Here is a 17678-nt window from a genome sequence, read left to right on the forward strand (position 1 = left end):
TGAGCAGGAGAAAACCCCTTTGCAGTACGCAAAGGGGTTACGGCGATTAGTGGGTAGCTGTTGCCGGGTTGTGTTGACGGTGACGGGTCACAAAGCCCAGCACGAAGCACATGATGAACACCACGGCGTACAGACCGTTAGCGGTATGCAGCGCCGCCAGCGGGCCGCTGTGCGCCACAATTGGGCCCGTGACCACAAAGGTCAGCATGGTGCCGATGGTGCCGCAGGTCAGCACGAAGTTCACCAGCTTTGGCGAGGCCACTTTGGTCTGAAGAGAGCCAAGGGTGATGATCGAGGTATAAATCGCGCTGGAGAAGAAGCCCAGGGTCAGGATGAACCACGGCATATGCTCCGGGGAACCGTTGATGAACAGATACATCAGCACGGTTGCCAGACCCGCCAGAACGGTCAGGATCCGTTGCAGGTCGAAGAAGCGCAGGATAAAGCTAAACGCCCACATGCCGAACATGTAAGACATCCAGAAATCGCTCACCAGTTTACCCGCGTCGTTCAGACTCATGCCCAGACCTTTCGCATACTCAGGAACCCAGGAGATAAAGCCCAGCTGGCCCAGGATGTAACACAGCGCGGCGATGGAAAGGAACAGCACGCCGATACCCCATTTTTCTTTCGCAACTGGCTCAGACGTGGTCTGCGCTTTTTTGCCCAGCACCGGGAACTCGCAGCCGAAGGTGAGAATAAAGATCGCGACATAGACCAGACCAATGCAGGCGTACACCCAGTACCACTCAATGCTGCGCGCCAGAAGATACGCGGCGACCATCGGGAAAATCATCCCGGCCATGCTGAAGAAGGAGTCGGTAAACAGCAGACGCGCGCCGCGCTGGCGGCCTTCATACATATGGGTGATCAGGAACGTACCGATCGACATGGTGATCCCGCTCACCAGGCCCAGCACGAACATGGCGGCAGAGAAGAGGGCGATGCTGTGGCTCAGCACCAGGCCCGCCACGGCGGCAACCATCAGCACGAAGCCGAAGCGCAGCTGGGTTTTCAGCGGCACGATTTCCATCAGCCAGGCATTAAGGAAAATAGAGATCAGGATCCCCGCGTTCAGGAAAGTGAAGGTATTGCTCATGCTGGAAACGGGCAACTGGAAGTAGTCTGCGATATTTCCCATCACCATCCCGGTGACGATCACCAACGCGCCGGTCAGGGCGTAGGAGAAGAAGCTGATCCATGTGAGCTTGATGCGATTGCTGTTAGTCATGTCTGGCCTGTTAAAAGTAAAGAAAAACGCAATGACTGCGTTTGAGCGGGCAGATTTTAGTCGCGAAAGTGATCTAATTAAATCTTTTCAGAAAATATTGAGCACAATTGCAGGCTTTAACGTGATGGAGATCACATTATATCGCGGGGTGAACAATCGTTTGCGCGGTAATAATTGTTTCAATTTCGTAAAATTAGGTAAAAGACTGGTCTGGGGTCATACTGCTCTTTAGAATCAAGCCATTCGCTTTTTATACTGCGCTTTGTTAAGGAATTCTCATGCTCAAATCAACACTGGCGGCTGTCGCAGCTGTGTTTGCTCTTTCTGCCGTTTCCCCTGCTGCGCTGGCAGCTAAAGGAGACCCTCACGTCCTGCTGACTACCTCTGCGGGGAATATTGAGCTGGAGCTGGATAGCCAGAAAGCCCCTGTTTCCGTGAAAAACTTCCTCGACTACGTGAACAGTGGTTTTTATAACAACACCACGTTCCACCGCGTGATCCCGGGCTTTATGATTCAGGGCGGCGGTTTCAACGAGCAGATGCAGCAGAAAAAGCCTAACCCGCCAATCAAAAATGAAGCGGATAACGGCCTGCTGAACAAGCGCGGCACCATTTCTATGGCGCGTACGGCGGATAAAGACAGCGCCACCAGCCAGTTCTTCCTCAACGTGGCGGATAACGCCTTCCTGGACCACGGCCAGCGCGACTTTGGCTACGCGGTGTTCGGTAAAGTGGTGAAAGGCATGGACGTGGCGGACAAGATCTCTCAGGTTCAGACTCACGATGTCGGTCCATACCAGAATGTGCCGTCTAAGCCAGTGGTGATTCTCTCCGCGAAAGTGCTGCCGTAATCGTTCCCTCACACGGGCACATCCTGCCCGTGTCTTTCCGCCCTCCCTGCGAAAGCGCGTTTTGCTGCTTATACTTGTGGCAAACGGACTATTCAGGGAGGCGTAGTGAAAAAACTCACCGACAAGCAAAAATCCCGACTCTGGGAGCAACAGCGTAGCGTCAATCTTCAGGCCAGTTGCCTCCTTGAAAAAGGCAAGGGGCCCGCTGAACCCGATATCGAGACGCTGGCACTGGGGCCTTCTGCACCGGGTTTACCCCATCTGTGCCTTATTCACCGCCATTTATTCCGCAACGAAATGAAAGGCGCTGGCGAGCTGCGCACCGCCGATATTTCCAAGGGCGACATTCCATTTTGCCATTTCGAGTACATCGAGAAGGTGGGTAATGAGCTGATGGCTTCGCTGGAAAGCGATAAATATCTGGTGGGCCTTCAGAAAGAAGAGTTTACAGACAGAATCAGTCATTACTACTGTGAAATCAACATGCTACATCCGTTTATGAGCGGTAATGGCGTGGCTCAGCGGATCTTCTTTGAACAGCTTGCGATCCATGCGGGCTACGTGCTGAACTGGCAGGGGATCGACCCGGACGACTGGGCATCCGCCAACCAGAGCGGGGCGATGGGTGATCTGACCGCCCTGAATGCTATCTTTGCCAAAGTTGTGAGCGAAGCGCGGGGATCTGAGTAAAATAGGGCGGCCATTTTTTCAGGAGCCGCCATGATTCTGCTGATTGATAACTACGATTCCTTTACCTGGAACCTTTACCAGTATTTTTGTGAGCTGGGGGCAGAGGTGGTTGTCCGCCGTAACGATGAGATCGCGCTGGCTGACATTGACGCGCTGGCGCCCCAGAAAATCGTGATTTCGCCCGGGCCGTGTACGCCGTCGGAGTCCGGCATCTCGCTGGAGGTAATCCGCCACTATGCGGGCAAGCTGCCGATTCTGGGCGTCTGCCTGGGTCATCAGGCCATTGCGCAGGTCTTTGGCGCCACCATTGTTCGTGCCGCGAAAGTCATGCACGGCAAAACCTCACCGATCACGCACACCGGTACCGGCGTATTCCTGGGGCTAAACAATCCGTTAACCGTGACGCGCTACCATTCTCTGGTGATTGATCCGCCGACCCTGCCCACAGACTTTGAAGTGACCGCCTGGAGCGAGACGCAGGAAATCATGGGCATTCGCCACCGCGAGTACGATCTGGAAGGGGTGCAGTTCCACCCGGAAAGCATTCTCAGCGAACAGGGGCACGCGCTGCTGGCCAATTTCCTTAATCGCTGAATATCTGTTGCCTTGTTGTGATTTTTTATGCATATTTTGTGATTATATTTTCACAAGCACTGTGACATAAAAATGGATGGTCATGACATGGCAACTGAACAACCAGCAATTACCCGCGCGACATTCGATGAAGTGATCCTGCCGATTTATGCACCGGCTGAGTTTATCCCGGTGAAAGGGAGAGGCAGCCGCGTCTGGGATCAGCAGGGCAACGAGTATGTTGATTTCGCAGGCGGTATTGCGGTGACGGCGCTGGGCCATTGCCATCCTGCGCTGGTGGACGCGCTGAAAACGCAGGGCGAAACGCTGTGGCACACCAGCAACGTGTTCACTAACGAACCGGCGCTGCGTCTGGGGCGTAAGATCATCGATGCCACCTTCGCCGAACGCGTGCTGTTTATGAACTCCGGCACCGAAGCCAACGAAACCGCCTTTAAGCTTGCGCGCTACTACGCAACCACGCGTCATAGTCCGTACAAAACCAAAATCATCGCCTTTCATAACGCCTTCCACGGTCGCTCGTTCTTTACCGTTTCCGTTGGCGGCCAGCCGAAGTATTCCGACGGCTTTGGTCCGAAACCTGCGGATATCATCCACGTGCCGTTTAACGATCTGCACGCCGTTAAAGCGGTGATGGACGATCACACCTGTGCCGTGGTGGTCGAACCCATTCAGGGGGAAGGCGGCGTCACGGCGGCCACCCCGGAATTTCTGCAAGGGCTGCGCGAACTGTGCGACGAGCACCAGGCGCTGCTGGTGTTTGATGAAGTGCAGTGTGGGATGGGGCGTACCGGAGACCTGTTCGCTTATATGCACTACGGCGTAACGCCGGATATTCTGACCAGCGCGAAAGCGCTCGGCGGCGGTTTCCCGGTCAGCGCGGTGCTCACCACCCAGGATATCGCTTCCGCATTTCATGTGGGCTCACACGGCTCCACTTACGGCGGTAATCCGCTGGCGTGCGCCGTAGCGGGAGCGGCGTTCGACATCATTAATTCGCCGGACGTCCTGAATGGCGTGAATGCGAAACGCGCCCTTTTTGTGAAACATCTTCAGCAGATTGACGAACAGTTTGATGTCTTCAGTGACATCCGCGGAATGGGGCTGCTGATCGGTGCCGAGCTGAAGCCTCAGTACAAAGGCCGCGCGCGCGATTTCCTGCACGCCGCCGCGCACGAAGGCGTCATGGTGCTCAACGCCGGGCCGGACGTGATGCGCTTCGCGCCGTCGCTGGTGGTGGAAGACAAAGACATCGAAGACGGGTTAACCCGTTTTTCCGCGGCGGTGGCGAAGATCGTCAGAGGCTAATAGGCGGTTCGTTTTAACCGGCGCGTTAACCAAATCCCGTGATGCGGACGCTGACGCCATGCCACCGACGAAATGGTGTGCATGGTGTTGAGATGCCCGAGAACGCGCTGTAAATGCTGCTCAAGGGTGCTCATCGGCCCGTGGGTCAGCGTCTCCGGCGCTTCCAGAATGTTCGAATCCCCTGACTCGCCCGGCGCGTCGTACTCCAGACGCTGCTGACAGCGCTGGAGGGCAATTTCACACGACTGCAAATAGCGCTGCGCCAGATCCGGCGTCAGCATGGTGTGCTCGCGCGCCAGCGTGGTCATGGCATTGATGTGTTCGACGATAAACTGGCTGTGCGTGACCCACAGCTTCATGTCTGCCAGATAGTGCGAGTTGAAGCCCGGCTCCTGCATGGCCTGGTTAAGGGAGTTGAACAGGGCATTATGCGCCTGGTTGACCTTCATGCGCTCGTAGGCCAGCGGAGACGGCTGCGGGTCGTCGCTCAGGATCAGGCGAATGGCCTGCTGATCCGCCTCCAGCGCGTCGTGGGCGTTTTGCCTCAGTAATCCACTTTGCCACTGCGGCCACAGCCAGACCATGCCGCCAAAGGCGATCAGGCAGCCGATCAGGGTATCGACCAGGCGGGCAATAATTAACTGATCGGCGTTGAGCGTAAGCAACTGCAGGGTGTACACCGCCGTTACCGTAAAGCCCACCGTCGCCCAGCCGTAGTTTTTACGGATGATCAGATAACTCACCATCGTAATCGCCAGCATGCCGACCAGCGTATACCCTTCCGGCACGTGGAAGTGCAACGTTACGCCCGCGATAATCAGCCCCGCCATCGTGCCGCCCGCCCGATGCAGAATGCGCACCCGCGTGGCGCCATAGCCGTTCTGGGTGACAAACAGCACGGTCATTAAGATCCAGTAGGGTTTCGGCAGGTGCAGGGCCATTCCCATCAGGCTGGCGATGCTGAGCATGACGCTAATTCTTGCGGCGTTGCGCAGGGCGGAAGACTTCAGCGACAGGTAGCTTTTGAGCGCAGGCAGCAACGGCAGTCGTTTTTGCTTATCGGCCATCAGGTCCCGGGCATAAAGCGGGCGCTGGGTGCGCAACACCCGGGCGATGCGGCTGAAATGCCAGGCGGCAAACTGCCCGACCGGGTTATCCGCGTGCTGACGCGCAATCTTTTCCAGCGCGCCGAGCTGTTTGTCCATGTTAAAGCGCGTCGGATAGCGGTGATAGAGGATATCCTCAGCCAGCACCCGCAGGCGCGCCGCGACGGTCTGCGCGTTCCAGCGGATCACCGCTTCCGCATGGCTGCGCTCCACCAGCTTTTGCACCTCTTCCGGATTATGAAGGCTGACGGAAATATGCTCCTGCAAATCCAGCCCGACCTGGAAGGTACGCAGCAGCCGCTTATATTCATGATTTTTGTTGGCGGCAAGCATGTGCAACTGCTGATAGCACTGGCTGATCAGATCCACCACTTTTTGCTGGCGTGCCAGCAGCGGCGGCAGGGATTTTTCCGGGTCGGTATGTTGCGTGAGCAGGGTGTATTTTGCTTCACAGTATTCAGCAAGCTGCACGTAGAGCAGGCTCAGGGATTCGCGAAGCGGCTGTTCCCGCCACAACCAGAACCAGAACCAGTTAAACAGCCCGTACCACAGCGTGCCGAGGGCGTAGATCAGCAATGGCTCCCACACCGGCATATTGCCCGCAAGGCTTAAGGTGAAGATGGCGGCAATCAGCGACGCGGGAAGCAGGCGGGCGTGCAGCGAGCTGATTTCAGCGGTTACGCCAAGCGTCATCGCCAGCACGGTCAGGATCAGCGGCAGAGGAATGTCGCGGGCCAGTAAGAGTTGCACGGCAAGGCTACAGCCGGCAAACAGGCAGCCGCCAATAATCAGGCGTTTGAAAAAGCGTTTATGCGGGGTGTCCAGACCGGCAATGTTGCAGCAGGCGGGCACGAGAGAAAACAGCAGGCCTTGCTGAAGATGTCCGAGGATCAGGCCCACGGCCACGGGAAGACATAACACCAGCGTTTGTCGCAGTGCGTAGTTAACTTCCGGGTGATAGATCAGCCTGCGCCACATAAGGAGTAGAGACAAAAACGGCGTGCCACCCTGCGGCGGCACGCCGTCTGACCGGAATTAACGGGTCCCGTAAACCACGATGGTTTTACCGTGGGCGGAGATCAGGTTTTGATCTTCCAGCATCTTCAGGATACGGCCCACTGTTTCACGGGAGCAGCCGACGATCTGACCGATTTCCTGGCGGGTAATTTTAATTTGCATACCGTCAGGGTGGGTCATGGCGTCTGGCTGTTTCGCCAGGTTCAACAGAGTCTGCGCGATACGACCGGTCACGTCCAGGAAGGCGAGGTTACCCACCTTCTCAGAGGTCACTTGCAGACGGCGTGCCATCTGGGAAGAAAGACGCATCAGGATGTCAGGGTTGACCTGAATCAGCTGACGGAATTTCTTGTAAGAAATTTCAGCCACTTCACATGCTGTTTTTGCACGAACCCAGGCGCTACGTTCCTGGCCTTCTTCAAACAGGCCCAGTTCACCGATAAAATCGCCCTGGTTCAGATAAGAAAGGATCATCTCTTTCCCTTCTTCATCTTTGATCAGCACGGCCACCGAGCCTTTAACGATGTAATACAACGTTTCCGCTTTTTCACCCTGGTGAATCAGCGTGCTCTTTGATGGGTACTTATGAATGTGGCAATGAGACAAGAACCATTCGAGAGTCGGGTCTGTTTGCGGTTTGCCAAGCACCATGCGCTGTTATCCTCTGTTATAAGCTGTCACCAGAGTCATAAGATGCATCCGGACTCTGGGGTTGCAATCGAATTCTTACCCATACCTGGGAAGTCGGCTGTCGTAACGTTTCGCAGCCAGTAAAGTTTGATGTCCTCTGCATACATGTGTAACGTCAATGTATTACTGTAGCATCCAGAGTGTTTTAGCATAGCTTTCGCCGCGTGTCTCCTGGTGTCTCGCTTCAGCATGACGCAGGTCGCCTTCCGTTGCGAGAAATGTAACGTACACGTAATCTGTCATAAAAAATGCAACGTTGGAGTGAGTGAATATGCAAGCGCGTGTGAAATGGGTTGAAGGGTTAACGTTCCTGGGCGAGTCTGCTTCCGGGCACCAGGTTTTGATGGATGGCAACTCCGGCGATAAAGCCCCCAGCCCGATGGAAATGGTGCTGATGGCGGCAGGTGGATGCAGTGCGATCGACGTGGTGTCGATCCTGCAAAAAGGCCGTCATGACGTGACCGATTGTGAAGTGAAGCTGACGTCAGAACGTCGCGAAGAGGCGCCACGTCTGTTCACGCATATTAATCTGCACTTTATCGTCACCGGCAAAGAACTGAAGGATGCGGCGGTCTCGCGTGCGGTTGACCTGTCTGCGGAGAAATACTGCTCTGTGGCGCTAATGCTGGAGAAAGCGGTAAACATCACCCATTCGTATGAAGTGATCGAGGCTTAATTTTTGGCGGGTGGCGCTTCGCTTACCCGCCCTACAAAAGCACGCCCGTAGGCCCGGTAAGCGCAGCGCCACCGGGCAAAACAACTCACGCGATTTGCTTTCCTTCCATCAGCCGCTGCACCAGTGGCGTCATGATCAGCTCCATCGCCAGCCCCATTTTTCCGCCCGGTACCACTAACGTATTCATGTGCGAAATAAACGAACCTTGTAGCATCGCCAGCAGCCAGGGGTAATCAATGCCTTCCAGGTTGCGGAAGTGGATCACCACAAAGCTCTCGTCCAGGGAAGGGATGCTTTTTGCGGCGAACGGGTTGGAGGTGTCCACGGTGGGGACGCGCTGGAAGTTAATGTGGGTTCGGGAGAACTGCGGCGTCAGGAAGTTGATGTAATCTTCCATGGAGCGCACCACCGAATCCATTACCGCCTCTCGCGAATGGCCGCGCTCGCTCATGTCACGCGTCAGCTTCTGGATCCACTCAAGGTTAACAATCGGCACCACTCCCACCAGCAAATCCACATGGCGCGCCACGTCGTGCTGAGGCGTCACCACGCCGCCGTGCAATCCTTCGTAAAACAGCACGTCAGTCGGTTCCGGCAGCGGCTGCCAGGGCGTGAACGTGCCGGGGACCTGGTTCCAGGGCACGGCTTCATCGTAGGTGTGGAGATACTTGCGGGACTGCCCGGTGCCGCTCTGCCCGTATTCACGGAAGGTTTGCTCCAGCAGGCCGAAGTCATTGGCCTCCGGGCCAAAATAGCTGATGTGTTTACCCAGATCGCGCGCCTTGCGGATGGCCATATCCATCTCCGGGCGCGTGTAGCGGTGAAAGCTGTCGCCCTCTACCTCTGCCGCCCGTAAGTTAAGCTGGGCGAAAATCTTGCGGAAGGCGAGGCTGGTGGTAGTGGTTCCCGCCCCACTCGAACCCGTAACGGCAATAACCGGATGTCTGGCAGACATAACAACTCCCTGACTGGAAAAGTGTAAGATCAGCCATGAAACGCGTTGCGGGGCATGATATTCACCGTCTCATGCAGTTCGGACCATACCAGCACCACGTCGCCGCTTTTAAGCTGGCGCTTCACATCGCTGACCTTTTGTTCAAGCGAACGTTCATGTTCACCATAATCGGTGCCTTCGCGCAAGACAAAGCTTTCAATCAGATTATCGAGCGTGTCGGGAGAGAGATCCTGCCAGGGAATAATCATTTTTTACCGTCCAGATAGGCCGTTAACCAGTCGGGTATACGCGTCTCAAGCCACATTTTTGGCCGACGCAGCGTGCCGCCAACAAAGCCCACGTGCCCGCCGAACTCGGTGAGCTGATACTCCACGTTATCCGGCAGATAGTCAGGGGCGGGGATCGAGTGATGATCCATAAACGGATCGTCTTTGGCGTGGATAATCAGCGTGGGTTTCGTGATTTGATTCAGTAAAGGCATGGCGCTGCACTGACGGTAATAGTCAATCGCATCGGCAAAGCCGTGAATTTTAGAGGTGATCAAATCATCAAACTCGCGCAGGCGCTTCACGCGTTTGAGCTGTTGCAGCGTCACAGGCAGCGTATCCGGATAGGCCTTAAGTTTACGTGCGGCGTTGGCTTTCAGCAGGTTGAGCAGATAACGCTGATAGACCCGCGAAAACCCCTTTTCCATATGATAACTGCACTGCTCCAGCATAAAGGGCGCAGAGACAATCACCGCCGCATCCAGCGGTACGGCGTCGCTCTCCTTCGCCAGCAGGCAGGCCAGCATATTCCCGCCCAGCGAATACCCCACCGCTGCCGTTGGTGCTTCGCCGAAATTGTCTCTTAGCCAGCGCAGGAACCAGGAGCCGTCCTCGGTTTCACCCGAGTGATAAATGCGTTTCTGACGGTTAGGCTCGCCGCTGCATCCGCGAAAATGCATCACCACCCCAAGCCAGCCGCGGGCTTTCGCCGCCTCAATGAGACCGTGTGCGTAAGGGCTGTGCAGGCTGCCTTCCAGGCCGTGAAAAACCACCAGACGGGGTTTATGTCTGGCCCGATCCGGATCTTCGCTCCAGGCGAGATCCAAAAAGTCACCGTCCGGCAGGTCAATGCGCTGCCAGTGGGGGTTGAACTGCACCTTGCGGCGGATCAGGCGCGGCAGCATGGTTTGCAGGTGAGGGTTAGCCACACCGCGCATGGGCACGAACTCTGCGCTCTCTTCGGCTGCAATGTCGAAGTCTGAGGGAATGATTTGGGTCATAAGGGCGATGCTGATTCTTGTCAGAAATTAACTATACCTTCCGAATTGTACCCCGTTTAGCCCGTTTTTCCGAAACATGAACTGATCCCGATCACATTTCTTTACCTTGATTATTACTCTCAGGCTAATGATTACGTCCTACGCTTAATTGATGCCTTTCTCACCAGAGCGCACACTTTACTCAACGTTAAGCAAATCAGAATGATGTGCTGAATCAGGAGGTTAATAATGTTATCTGGGCAAACACCCACCCGGCAATGGAACACCCGACGCAGCGAGAAAGCGCGTCGTCTGGCGTCCGTACCGGTGCAGGGCAAGGTACTGCCAACCGGCGATCTTGTCGCCATGCTGGAAAAACTGATCACACCAGGCGACAAAGTCGTTCTGGAAGGCAACAACCAGAAGCAGGCGGATTTCCTTTCCCGTTCACTGGCCGAAGTGAACCCGCAAATCGTGCACGATCTGCATATGATCATGCCGAGCGTGGGCCGCAGCGAACATCTGGACATCTTTGAGAAAGGCATCGCCCGCAAGCTCGACTTCTCCTTCTCCGGTACGCAAAGCCTGCGCATTTCGCAGCTGCTGGAGGATGGTCAGCTCGAAATCGGGGCGATTCACACCTACATCGAACTCTACTCACGTTTATACGTCGACCTTTCGCCAAACGTGGCGCTGATTGCCGGTTTTAAAGCGGACCGTAAAGGTAACCTCTACACCGGGGCGAGTACCGAAGATACCCCGGCGCTGGTGGAAGCCGCCGCGTTCCACGACGGCATCGTCATCGCACAGGTGAACGAGCTGGTGGACGACGAGTGCGACCTGCCGCGCGTCGATATTCCGGGCTCGTGGATCGATTACGTGGTGGTGGCGGACAAGCCGTTCTTTATTGAGCCGCTCTTCACCCGCGACCCGCGCCTGATTAAACAGGAACACATCCTGATGGCGATGATGGCGATTAAAGGCATCTACGCTGAACACCAGGTGCAGTCCCTGAACCACGGGATTGGCTTTAATACCGCAGCGATCGAACTGCTGCTGCCAACCTACGGCGAACAGCTCGGACTCAAAGGCAAAATCTGTAAACACTGGACTTTGAACCCGCATCCAACGCTGATCCCGGCCATCGAAAGCGGCTGGGTGGAGAGCGTCCACTGCTTCGGCGGCGAGCTGGGGATGGAAGAGTACATCCGCGCCCGTCCGGACGTGTTCTTTACCGGTGCTGACGGCTCCATGCGCTCTAACCGCGCCTTCTGTCAGCTGGCTGGTCAGTACGCGGTCGATATGTTTATCGGCTCTACGCTACAGGTTGATGGTTACGCTAACTCCTCAACCGTGACCCGCGGCCGTCTCTCCGGCTTCGGCGGCGCACCAAACATGGGCCACGATCCGCACGGTCGTCGCCACGCCACACCGGCCTGGCTGAACATGATCACCGAGCCTGACCCGATGCAGCGCGGTAAAAAGCTGGTTGTGCAGATGGTGGAAACCTTCCAGGCGGGCGTGAAGCCAACCTTCGTGGAGAAACTCGACGCCGTAGACGTGGCGAAAGCCTCCGGCATGCCGCTGGCGCCGGTTATGATTTACGGCGATGACGTCACCCATGTGCTGACGGAAGAGGGGATTGCTTACCTCTACCGGGCAAAAGATCTGGAAGAGCGTCGCGCCATGGTCGCCGCCGTGGCGGGTATCACCGATATCGGTCTGGGCGTTGACGCCAAACGCGTGGCGGAACTGCGCCAGAGCGGCAAGGTTGTGTATCCGGAAGATATGGGCATTCGTCGTACCGATGCCACCCGCTCTCTGCTGGCTGCGGGCAGCGTGGCTGACCTCGTTGAGTGGTCCGGCGGCCTGTATAACCCACCTGCGAAATTCCGGAGCTGGTAATGAAACTTCTGCCCCAGATCCAGGTTGAAGGCGGTGCCGAATGGCTGGCGCGAACCGCCACGCAGTGTCTGATTGACGAAGCACGTTTAAGCCCGAAGCCCGGTCTGGTGGACAGCCGGGGGAACGGCGCGCATCACGATTTATCGCTTGCGCTGATGGAGCGCTCCGCTCACAGCTTGACCCCCACGTTTCAGGCGCTGGCGCAACAGAGCTGGCAGCGTCCGGCGGATATTGCCCTCAGGCAAACCGTTGGCCGCCTGGGTCGTGAAGGCGAACGGCAGATGATGGCCGCTACCGACGGTGTGAACACACACCGTGGCGCGATCTGGGCGCTGGGATTGCTGGTGAGCGCGGTGGCGATGCTGGGCGGCGATGCCCGGGCGCAAACCGTCGCGAACACCGCCGCTCAGCTGGCGAAACTGCCGGATGACGCGGCGCCGAAAGTATTCAGCAAGGGGTTACGCGTCACGCACCGCTACCGTGTACCGGGCGCGCGTGAAGAGGCTCAGCAGGCGTTTCCGCACATCATGCAGCGCGCGCTGCCGCAGCTTCACCTCAGCCGTCTCAACGGCAGCAGCGAAACGCAGGCCAGACTCGACGCGCTGATGGCGATCATGACCTCGCTCACCGACACCTGCGTGCTGTCGCGCGCCGGCATGGAGGGGCTGGATGCCATGCAGAACGGCGCCCGTGCGGTGCTGAACGCGGGAGGATGCGCAACACTTGCGGGGCAGCAGGCGCTGGCGCAGTTAGACCGTCAGATGCTGACGCTTAACGCCTCGCCGGGCGGAGCCGCAGACCTGCTTGCCGCCACGCTGTTTCTTGACCGCGTCGAAACGCCCTATTCAAAGCATTAAGAGGATGTTATGGAAAAAATCACATTGACCGTGCCCGCCAGCCGCGAAGTAAGCGGCAGGGCGCTGGCAGGGGTAGTCGGTTCCGGGGATATGGAGGTGCTTTTCACCGCCGAACCGGGCCAGACCTTAACCATTGATATCACCACCTCCGTCGATAACAGCCGTGGGCGCTGGGAGGCGTTGTTCAATCGCCTGCAAACCGTCAGCAGCCTGCCCGCAGGTAAGCTGACCATCCACGACTTCGGCGCGACGCCGGGCGTGGCACGCATTCGTATCGAACAGGTTTTTGAAGGGGTGAACCATGCGTGATGACAGCAGCTTTATCGAATTAAAAGCGCGCCAGCGTGCGCAGGCGCTGCTCGACGACGGCAGCTACCGCGAACTGCTGGATCCGTTTGAAGGCATTATCTCTCCGTGGCTTGGGCCACAGGGGATTGTTCCTCAGGCCGATGACGGCATGGTAGTCGCGAAAGGGACCATCAACGGCCAGCCTGCAGTGGTGGTGGCGATTGAAGGCACCTTCCAGGGCGGCAGCATGGGCGAAGTGTCCGGTGCCAAAATGGCGGCGGCGCTGGAGCTGGCGGCGGAAGATAACCGCAACGGCATTCCGACTCAGGCGGTACTGTGCCTCGAAACCGGCGGCGTACGTTTGCAGGAAGCCAACCTTGGCCTGGCGGCGATTGCCGATATCCACGCCGCGATCGTTGACCTGCGTCGCTATACCCCGGTTGTCGGGATTGTCGCCGGGACCGTGGGCTGCTTCGGCGGGATGTCTATCGCCGCGGCGCTGTGCAGCTACCTGATTGTGACCCGCGAAGCGCGTCTTGGCCTCAACGGCCCGCAGGTTATTGAGCAGGAAGCGGGCATTGAAGAGTATGACTCCCGCGACCGTCCGTTTATCTGGAGCATGACCGGCGGCGAAGTGCGCTATGAAAGTGGGCTGGTGGACGCGCTGGTGGGCGACGGCGTGAACGCGGTGAAAGCCGCGATGAACGAGGCCATCGCCAAAGGCGTACCGGCGAAACATCGCACCGATAACTACGACGATTACCTGAACCGTCTGACGAATTTCGACACCCGCAAACAGGCCGATGCCGAACAGATTAAAGCGCTTTTTGCCCGGGAGGTGAAATGATGACTAACTCAATTAGCCGTGGCGAACTCTGGCTGGAAACTCTGGCCCCGAACGCGAAACGTCTGGAGGGGTTATGCCCGTCCGTGCAGGCGGCAGACGGCGAGCTGAACGGTGAAACGGTGCGCTTTGTCGCCGTGGTGCCGGACGCCAACAACCACTTCCCGCGCGCGGCGCAAGGGGAAGTGGGGCTGCTGGAGGGCTGGACGCTGGCAAAAGTGGTCAGCGAAACCGTCGCCGCTGACGCAGATAAAGCCGTGAAGCGCCCGATTGTGGCGGTGATCGATGTCCCAAGCCAGGCCTATGGCCGTCGCGAAGAGGCGTTTGGTATCCACCAGGCGCTGGCCGGCGCCGCTGCCGCCTATGCCAATGCGCGGCTGGCGGGGCATCCGGTGATTGGTCTTATCGTCGGTAAGGCCATGTCCGGCGCGTTTCTGGCGCACGGCTATCAGGCCAACCGCCTGATTGCCTTCAACGATAAAGGCGTGCTGATCCATGCCATGGGCAAAGAGTCTGCGGCGCGCATTACGCTGCGTACCGTGGAGGCGCTGGAAAAACTGGCGGCAACCATTCCGCCAATGGCGTACGACATCAGCAACTACGCCACGCTGGGGCTGCTCTCCGACCTGCTGGATATCAGCAACCCGGATGCCCCTTCCGAAAGCGATCTGACGCGGGTGAAAACTACCCTGCAACAGGCCATCAGCGACGCTCGTCAGGACACCACGTTGAAAAACCGTCTGGGTGCTGACAACCGCCGCAGCTCGGCGCTCGTACGTGAACGTATGCGAGCCAGCTGGTAAGTAAAAAGAGACCTGCCAGATGCATTACCCCGTGGGCGCGCCCGTTGCGTCCACGCGGGAACCTGCATCCTGAAAATAATAAACATCGCGCCAGTGCTTAAACTTTTTTACTACAGGTGATTTATGACTTACGTAATTGTTCATGCTCTTGCACCGATTTTCGTCATCATGCTGCTGGGATTCTGGCCGGTAAAGCAAAGATGGTCGATAACAAAAATGTTTCCCTGCTGAATATCTTCGTTATGGATTTTGCACTCCCTGCCGCGTTGTTCAGCGCCACCGTGCAAACCCCGTGGACCGGCATTGTGGCGCAGTCGCCGCTGATCCTGGTTCTCACCCTGGCGATGTGGATCACCTATGCGGCCATCTACTTCCTCGCCACCAAAGTCTTTAAAAAATCTCCGCAGGATGCGGCCGTACTGACGCTGACCGTCGCTCTGCCAAACTATGCGGCGCTCGGCCTGCCGATTCTGGGCAGCGTGCTGGGTGAAAGTTCTTCTACTTCACTCTCCGTGGCGGTCTCCATCGCCTGTGGTTCGGTGCTGATGACCCCGTTCTGCCTGCTTATTCTGGAGCGTGAGAAAGCCCGCGCCGAAGGCAATAACTCCGGTTCAACGCTTTCCATGCTGCCGGTGCTGATGTGGCGCTCCATTAAAAAACCGATCGTGATGGGCCCGCTGCTGGGTGTGATCCTGTCCGCTATCGGCATCAAAATGCCAGAGCTGGTACTGGCGGCGATTAAACCTCTGGGATTGTCCGCGACCGCTGCGGCGCTGTTCCTGACCGGGGTGATCCTCTCCGCGCGTAAGCTTCAGATCAACACCATGGTGATCACTTCCACTATCGCCAAGCTGCTGATCCAGCCAGCAATTGCCTGGGGTATCGTTTTAATCTTCGGTCTGCACGGCTCCGTGGCGATCACCGCCATCCTGATGATTGCGCTGTCTGCGGGCTTCTTTGGCGTGGTGTTCGGTAACCGCTTTGGCGTGCAGTCGCCGGATGCTGAAGCCGTGCTGCTGTTGAGCTCCATACTGTGTATCCTGTCGCTGCCGCTGTTTATCTCGCTGACTTCAGGAATGTAATTATGACCACAACATTACGCGCACACGACCTCATCTGGCTTACCGCGCGCGACGCCCTGGAAGGGATTACCGAATCCTGGGCAGACGCGGCCTGGCATACCGGGCTGCCGGTAGTGGTGCGGCGTGATGTTGATAATGAAGGCCGTATTCCCGTTGGCGTGCGCGGATTGCGCCGCGACCAGCGAGCGGCCGGATGGGTGAAGCCTGAGAACGTGTTGCGCGTGGTGTCGCCCGAAGAGTTGAGCGTTGCCGCCGACCTGCTGCGTTCGCCGTTTGTCACTCAGCCGCCGGTTCAGGTGGCGCTTCAGCTTGCGCAGCAGTCGTGGCCGTGGACGTGGGGGATAACCGGCAGTACGGGTTACGCGCTGGCGACCGGCATTCCGGTGATCCACGCCGATAGCGATCTCGATCTGCTGATCCGCGCCCCGCGTACCGTTTCCCCTGAGGCGTTTACTGACTGGCAGGCTCAGCTCAGCCGTGCGTTGTGCCGGGCGGATACGCAGGTGGACACGCCCGAGGGCGGATTCGCGCTGGCAGAATGGTTACGCGACGGCAAAACGCTGCTAAAAACGCAATGTGGACCGCGCCTGGTGGCGGATCCATGGCACAGGGAGGAGTAATGAAAATACTGTTTACCTTTCCGGGGCAGGGCACACAGCACGAAGGTATGCTGCAAAACCTGCCGGGAACGGAGCTGGAGCAGGCCCGTGCTGTGCTGAGGGCGGAAGTCGATACCCTGGACAGCGCATCCTCGTTAACCCACACCCGTGCGGTTCAGCTTTCACTGCTGATTGCCGGCGTGGCCTGGGCGCGCGAGCTGGAACGTCGCGGCGTGTCGCCGGATATTGTCAGCGGTCTGTCCATTGGCGCTTATCCTGCGGCGGTTATCGCAGGCTCGCTGGACTTTACGGATGCGCTGAAGCTGGTGGCGCTGCGCGGTGATTTGATGGAGCAGGCGTATCCGCACGGCTACGGCCTGACGGCGATTATGGGGTTGACCCTGCCGCAGGTGGAAAACCTGATTCAGGGGACTGGAACCTATATCGCTAACCTGAACGCCGAAACGCAGATCGTGATTGCCGGAACCGATGACGGTATGGCGCAGGTGGCGGAGCGCGCGCTGGCGAAGGGCGCAAGCAAGGCCAAACGGCTGGCGGTGAGTGTGCCATCGCACTGCGCGCTGCTGGCGGAACCGGCGAAGAAGCTGGCAGCGGCGTTTGAATCGGTCACGCTTTCCCGTCCCCGCTGCGCGTACCTGAGCGGCAGTACCGGACGCGTGCTCTGGCAGCCGGAGAAAATTGCCGACGATCTGGCAATGAACATGGCGCGAACCGTGCGCTGGCAGGAGGCGGTGATTTCCGCTAACGAGCGTGAAGCGCGGCTGGCGATTGAGATGCCGCCGGGAGGCATATTAACCTGCCTGACGCGGCAGGCGGCGTGGGAAGGCGAATCCATTTCGCTGGAGCGCAGCGGGGTGGACGTGGCGGTGCATCTGGCGGGTCGACTTCAGCGGTGACTTTTTGCCCGGTGGCGGC

At 57.8% G+C, this 17678-nt stretch carries 18 protein-coding genes and 1 pseudogene; 13 read left to right on the forward strand and 6 right to left on the reverse strand.

Features of this window, described 5'->3' with window-relative positions; all coding sequences use genetic code 11:
* Nucleotides 1-46 precede the first annotated feature (46 nt).
* Nucleotides 47-1231 (reverse strand): MFS transporter TsgA, encoded by a 1185-nt coding sequence (gene tsgA, locus ACOT0L_RS17785; RefSeq protein ID WP_022649615.1) that lies wholly within the window; start codon nucleotides 1229-1231, stop codon nucleotides 47-49.
* A gap of 278 nt (nucleotides 1232-1509) precedes the next feature.
* Here tsgA and ppiA point away from each other — a divergent pair, with 278 nt between their 5' ends.
* The 4 genes from ppiA (at nucleotide 1510) to argD (ending at nucleotide 4674) form a co-directional block, all read left to right on the forward strand.
* On the forward strand, nucleotides 1510-2082 hold the full coding sequence (ppiA, locus tag ACOT0L_RS17790; protein ID WP_022649614.1) for a peptidylprolyl isomerase A: 573 nt from the start codon (nucleotides 1510-1512) through the stop codon (nucleotides 2080-2082).
* A gap of 105 nt (nucleotides 2083-2187) precedes the next feature.
* Nucleotides 2188-2772, forward strand: a complete 585-nt coding sequence (locus ACOT0L_RS17795) for a putative adenosine monophosphate-protein transferase Fic (RefSeq protein ID WP_023298771.1) — start codon at nucleotides 2188-2190, stop codon at nucleotides 2770-2772.
* A 30-nt stretch (nucleotides 2773-2802) separates the two neighbouring features.
* Nucleotides 2803-3366 carry an aminodeoxychorismate synthase component 2 gene (gene pabA, locus ACOT0L_RS17800; RefSeq protein WP_126503857.1) on the forward strand — a complete coding sequence of 188 codons (564 nt, stop codon included), beginning with the start codon at nucleotides 2803-2805 and terminating at the stop codon, nucleotides 3364-3366.
* 87 nt (nucleotides 3367-3453) lie between these two features.
* On the forward strand, nucleotides 3454-4674 hold the full coding sequence (gene argD, locus ACOT0L_RS17805; protein ID WP_185817718.1) for a bifunctional acetylornithine/succinyldiaminopimelate transaminase: 1221 nt from the start codon (nucleotides 3454-3456) through the stop codon (nucleotides 4672-4674).
* On the opposite strand, the gene ACOT0L_RS17810 is transcribed toward argD, so the two are convergent.
* Together ACOT0L_RS17810 and crp are read right to left on the reverse strand one after the other, a co-directional pair.
* A complete protein-coding gene (locus tag ACOT0L_RS17810) occupies nucleotides 4671-6758 on the reverse strand; it encodes a YccS/YhfK family putative transporter (protein ID WP_023307103.1) in 2088 nt (695 codons plus the stop codon). The two genes, argD and ACOT0L_RS17810, sit on opposite strands and share 4 nt — an antisense overlap.
* Nucleotides 6759-6815: 57 nt before the next feature.
* The gene (gene crp, locus ACOT0L_RS17815) at nucleotides 6816-7448 is read right to left on the reverse strand and encodes a cAMP-activated global transcriptional regulator CRP (RefSeq protein WP_000242758.1); all 633 of its coding nucleotides are present in this window, start codon (nucleotides 7446-7448) and stop codon (nucleotides 6816-6818) included.
* A gap of 310 nt (nucleotides 7449-7758) precedes the next feature.
* On the opposite strand from crp, the gene ACOT0L_RS17820 reads away from it, so the two are divergent.
* A complete protein-coding gene (locus ACOT0L_RS17820) occupies nucleotides 7759-8163 on the forward strand; it encodes an OsmC family protein (protein ID WP_022649609.1) in 405 nt (134 codons plus the stop codon).
* 85 nt (nucleotides 8164-8248) lie between these two features.
* Here the strand turns inward: ACOT0L_RS17820 and ACOT0L_RS17825 are convergent, their stop codons facing one another.
* From ACOT0L_RS17825 to ACOT0L_RS17835, 3 genes are read right to left on the reverse strand one after another with little or no spacing between them, the layout of a single operon-like run.
* The gene (locus ACOT0L_RS17825) at nucleotides 8249-9118 is read right to left on the reverse strand and encodes a phosphoribulokinase (RefSeq protein ID WP_003861663.1); all 870 of its coding nucleotides are present in this window, start codon (nucleotides 9116-9118) and stop codon (nucleotides 8249-8251) included.
* 29 nt (nucleotides 9119-9147) lie between these two features.
* Nucleotides 9148-9366 (reverse strand): YheU family protein, encoded by a 219-nt coding sequence (locus tag ACOT0L_RS17830; RefSeq protein WP_022649608.1) that lies wholly within the window; start codon nucleotides 9364-9366, stop codon nucleotides 9148-9150.
* On the reverse strand, nucleotides 9363-10385 hold the full coding sequence (locus ACOT0L_RS17835; protein ID WP_048966613.1) for a hydrolase: 1023 nt from the start codon (nucleotides 10383-10385) through the stop codon (nucleotides 9363-9365). Before ACOT0L_RS17835 ends, ACOT0L_RS17830 begins: the two co-directional genes overlap by 4 nt.
* Nucleotides 10386-10613: 228 nt before the next feature.
* On the opposite strand from ACOT0L_RS17835, the gene mdcA reads away from it, so the two are divergent.
* The 8 genes and pseudogenes from mdcA (at nucleotide 10614) to mdcH (ending at nucleotide 17659) form a co-directional block, all read left to right on the forward strand.
* On the forward strand, nucleotides 10614-12269 hold the full coding sequence (gene mdcA / locus ACOT0L_RS17840; protein ID WP_126503862.1) for a malonate decarboxylase subunit alpha: 1656 nt from the start codon (nucleotides 10614-10616) through the stop codon (nucleotides 12267-12269).
* Nucleotides 12269-13126, forward strand: coding sequence for a triphosphoribosyl-dephospho-CoA synthase (locus tag ACOT0L_RS17845; RefSeq protein ID WP_048966614.1), 858 nt, complete (start codon nucleotides 12269-12271; stop codon nucleotides 13124-13126). Before mdcA ends, ACOT0L_RS17845 begins: the two co-directional genes overlap by 1 nt.
* Before the next feature lie 9 nt (nucleotides 13127-13135).
* Nucleotides 13136-13435: a malonate decarboxylase acyl carrier protein gene (gene mdcC / locus ACOT0L_RS17850; RefSeq protein ID WP_000411786.1), complete on the forward strand. Its 300-nt coding sequence runs from the start codon at nucleotides 13136-13138 to the stop codon at nucleotides 13433-13435.
* Nucleotides 13428-14261 (forward strand): biotin-independent malonate decarboxylase subunit beta, encoded by an 834-nt coding sequence (locus tag ACOT0L_RS17855; protein ID WP_003861672.1) that lies wholly within the window; start codon nucleotides 13428-13430, stop codon nucleotides 14259-14261. The genes mdcC and ACOT0L_RS17855 overlap by 8 nt, the downstream gene beginning before the upstream one ends.
* Nucleotides 14261-15061 carry a biotin-independent malonate decarboxylase subunit gamma gene (mdcE, locus tag ACOT0L_RS17860; protein ID WP_003861675.1) on the forward strand — a complete coding sequence of 267 codons (801 nt, stop codon included), beginning with the start codon at nucleotides 14261-14263 and terminating at the stop codon, nucleotides 15059-15061. The genes ACOT0L_RS17855 and mdcE overlap by 1 nt, the downstream gene beginning before the upstream one ends.
* 123 nt (nucleotides 15062-15184) lie before the next feature.
* Nucleotides 15185-16143: pseudogene (locus tag ACOT0L_RS17865) on the forward strand (AEC family transporter).
* Nucleotides 16144-16145: 2 nt separating this feature from the next.
* Nucleotides 16146-16763: a malonate decarboxylase holo-ACP synthase gene (locus tag ACOT0L_RS17870; protein WP_126503866.1), complete on the forward strand. Its 618-nt coding sequence runs from the start codon at nucleotides 16146-16148 to the stop codon at nucleotides 16761-16763.
* Nucleotides 16763-17659, forward strand: a complete 897-nt coding sequence (gene mdcH, locus ACOT0L_RS17875) for a malonate decarboxylase subunit epsilon (RefSeq protein WP_126503868.1) — start codon at nucleotides 16763-16765, stop codon at nucleotides 17657-17659. The genes ACOT0L_RS17870 and mdcH overlap by 1 nt, the downstream gene beginning before the upstream one ends.
* Nucleotides 17660-17678 lie beyond the last annotated feature (19 nt).

It is taken from the genome of Enterobacter cloacae complex sp. XAL002 (genome assembly GCF_049236805.1).
Classification (GTDB): Bacteria; Pseudomonadota; Gammaproteobacteria; order Enterobacterales; family Enterobacteriaceae; genus Enterobacter; species Enterobacter intestinihominis.

What these genes read in the sequence shown, in the direction of transcription:
- tsgA (WP_022649615.1), bottom strand. Translation starts at nt 1,231, where the DNA reads ATGACTAACAGCAATCGCATCAAGCTCACATGGATCAGCTTCTTCTCC.
- ppiA (WP_022649614.1), top strand. Translation starts at nt 1,510, where the DNA reads ATGCTCAAATCAACACTGGCGGCTGTCGCAGCTGTGTTTGCTCTTTCT.
- pabA (WP_126503857.1), top strand. Translation starts at nt 2,803, where the DNA reads ATGATTCTGCTGATTGATAACTACGATTCCTTTACCTGGAACCTTTAC.
- argD (WP_185817718.1), top strand. Translation starts at nt 3,454, where the DNA reads ATGGCAACTGAACAACCAGCAATTACCCGCGCGACATTCGATGAAGTG.
- ACOT0L_RS17810 (WP_023307103.1), bottom strand. Translation starts at nt 6,758, where the DNA reads ATGTGGCGCAGGCTGATCTATCACCCGGAAGTTAACTACGCACTGCGA.
- crp (WP_000242758.1), bottom strand. Translation starts at nt 7,448, where the DNA reads ATGGTGCTTGGCAAACCGCAAACAGACCCGACTCTCGAATGGTTCTTG.
- ACOT0L_RS17820 (WP_022649609.1), top strand. Translation starts at nt 7,759, where the DNA reads ATGCAAGCGCGTGTGAAATGGGTTGAAGGGTTAACGTTCCTGGGCGAG.
- ACOT0L_RS17825 (WP_003861663.1), bottom strand. Translation starts at nt 9,118, where the DNA reads ATGTCTGCCAGACATCCGGTTATTGCCGTTACGGGTTCGAGTGGGGCG.
- ACOT0L_RS17830 (WP_022649608.1), bottom strand. Translation starts at nt 9,366, where the DNA reads ATGATTATTCCCTGGCAGGATCTCTCTCCCGACACGCTCGATAATCTG.
- ACOT0L_RS17835 (WP_048966613.1), bottom strand. Translation starts at nt 10,385, where the DNA reads ATGACCCAAATCATTCCCTCAGACTTCGACATTGCAGCCGAAGAGAGC.
- mdcA (WP_126503862.1), top strand. Translation starts at nt 10,614, where the DNA reads ATGTTATCTGGGCAAACACCCACCCGGCAATGGAACACCCGACGCAGC.
- ACOT0L_RS17845 (WP_048966614.1), top strand. Translation starts at nt 12,269, where the DNA reads ATGAAACTTCTGCCCCAGATCCAGGTTGAAGGCGGTGCCGAATGGCTG.
- mdcC (WP_000411786.1), top strand. Translation starts at nt 13,136, where the DNA reads ATGGAAAAAATCACATTGACCGTGCCCGCCAGCCGCGAAGTAAGCGGC.
- ACOT0L_RS17855 (WP_003861672.1), top strand. Translation starts at nt 13,428, where the DNA reads ATGCGTGATGACAGCAGCTTTATCGAATTAAAAGCGCGCCAGCGTGCG.
- mdcE (WP_003861675.1), top strand. Translation starts at nt 14,261, where the DNA reads ATGACTAACTCAATTAGCCGTGGCGAACTCTGGCTGGAAACTCTGGCC.
- ACOT0L_RS17870 (WP_126503866.1), top strand. Translation starts at nt 16,146, where the DNA reads ATGACCACAACATTACGCGCACACGACCTCATCTGGCTTACCGCGCGC.
- mdcH (WP_126503868.1), top strand. Translation starts at nt 16,763, where the DNA reads ATGAAAATACTGTTTACCTTTCCGGGGCAGGGCACACAGCACGAAGGT.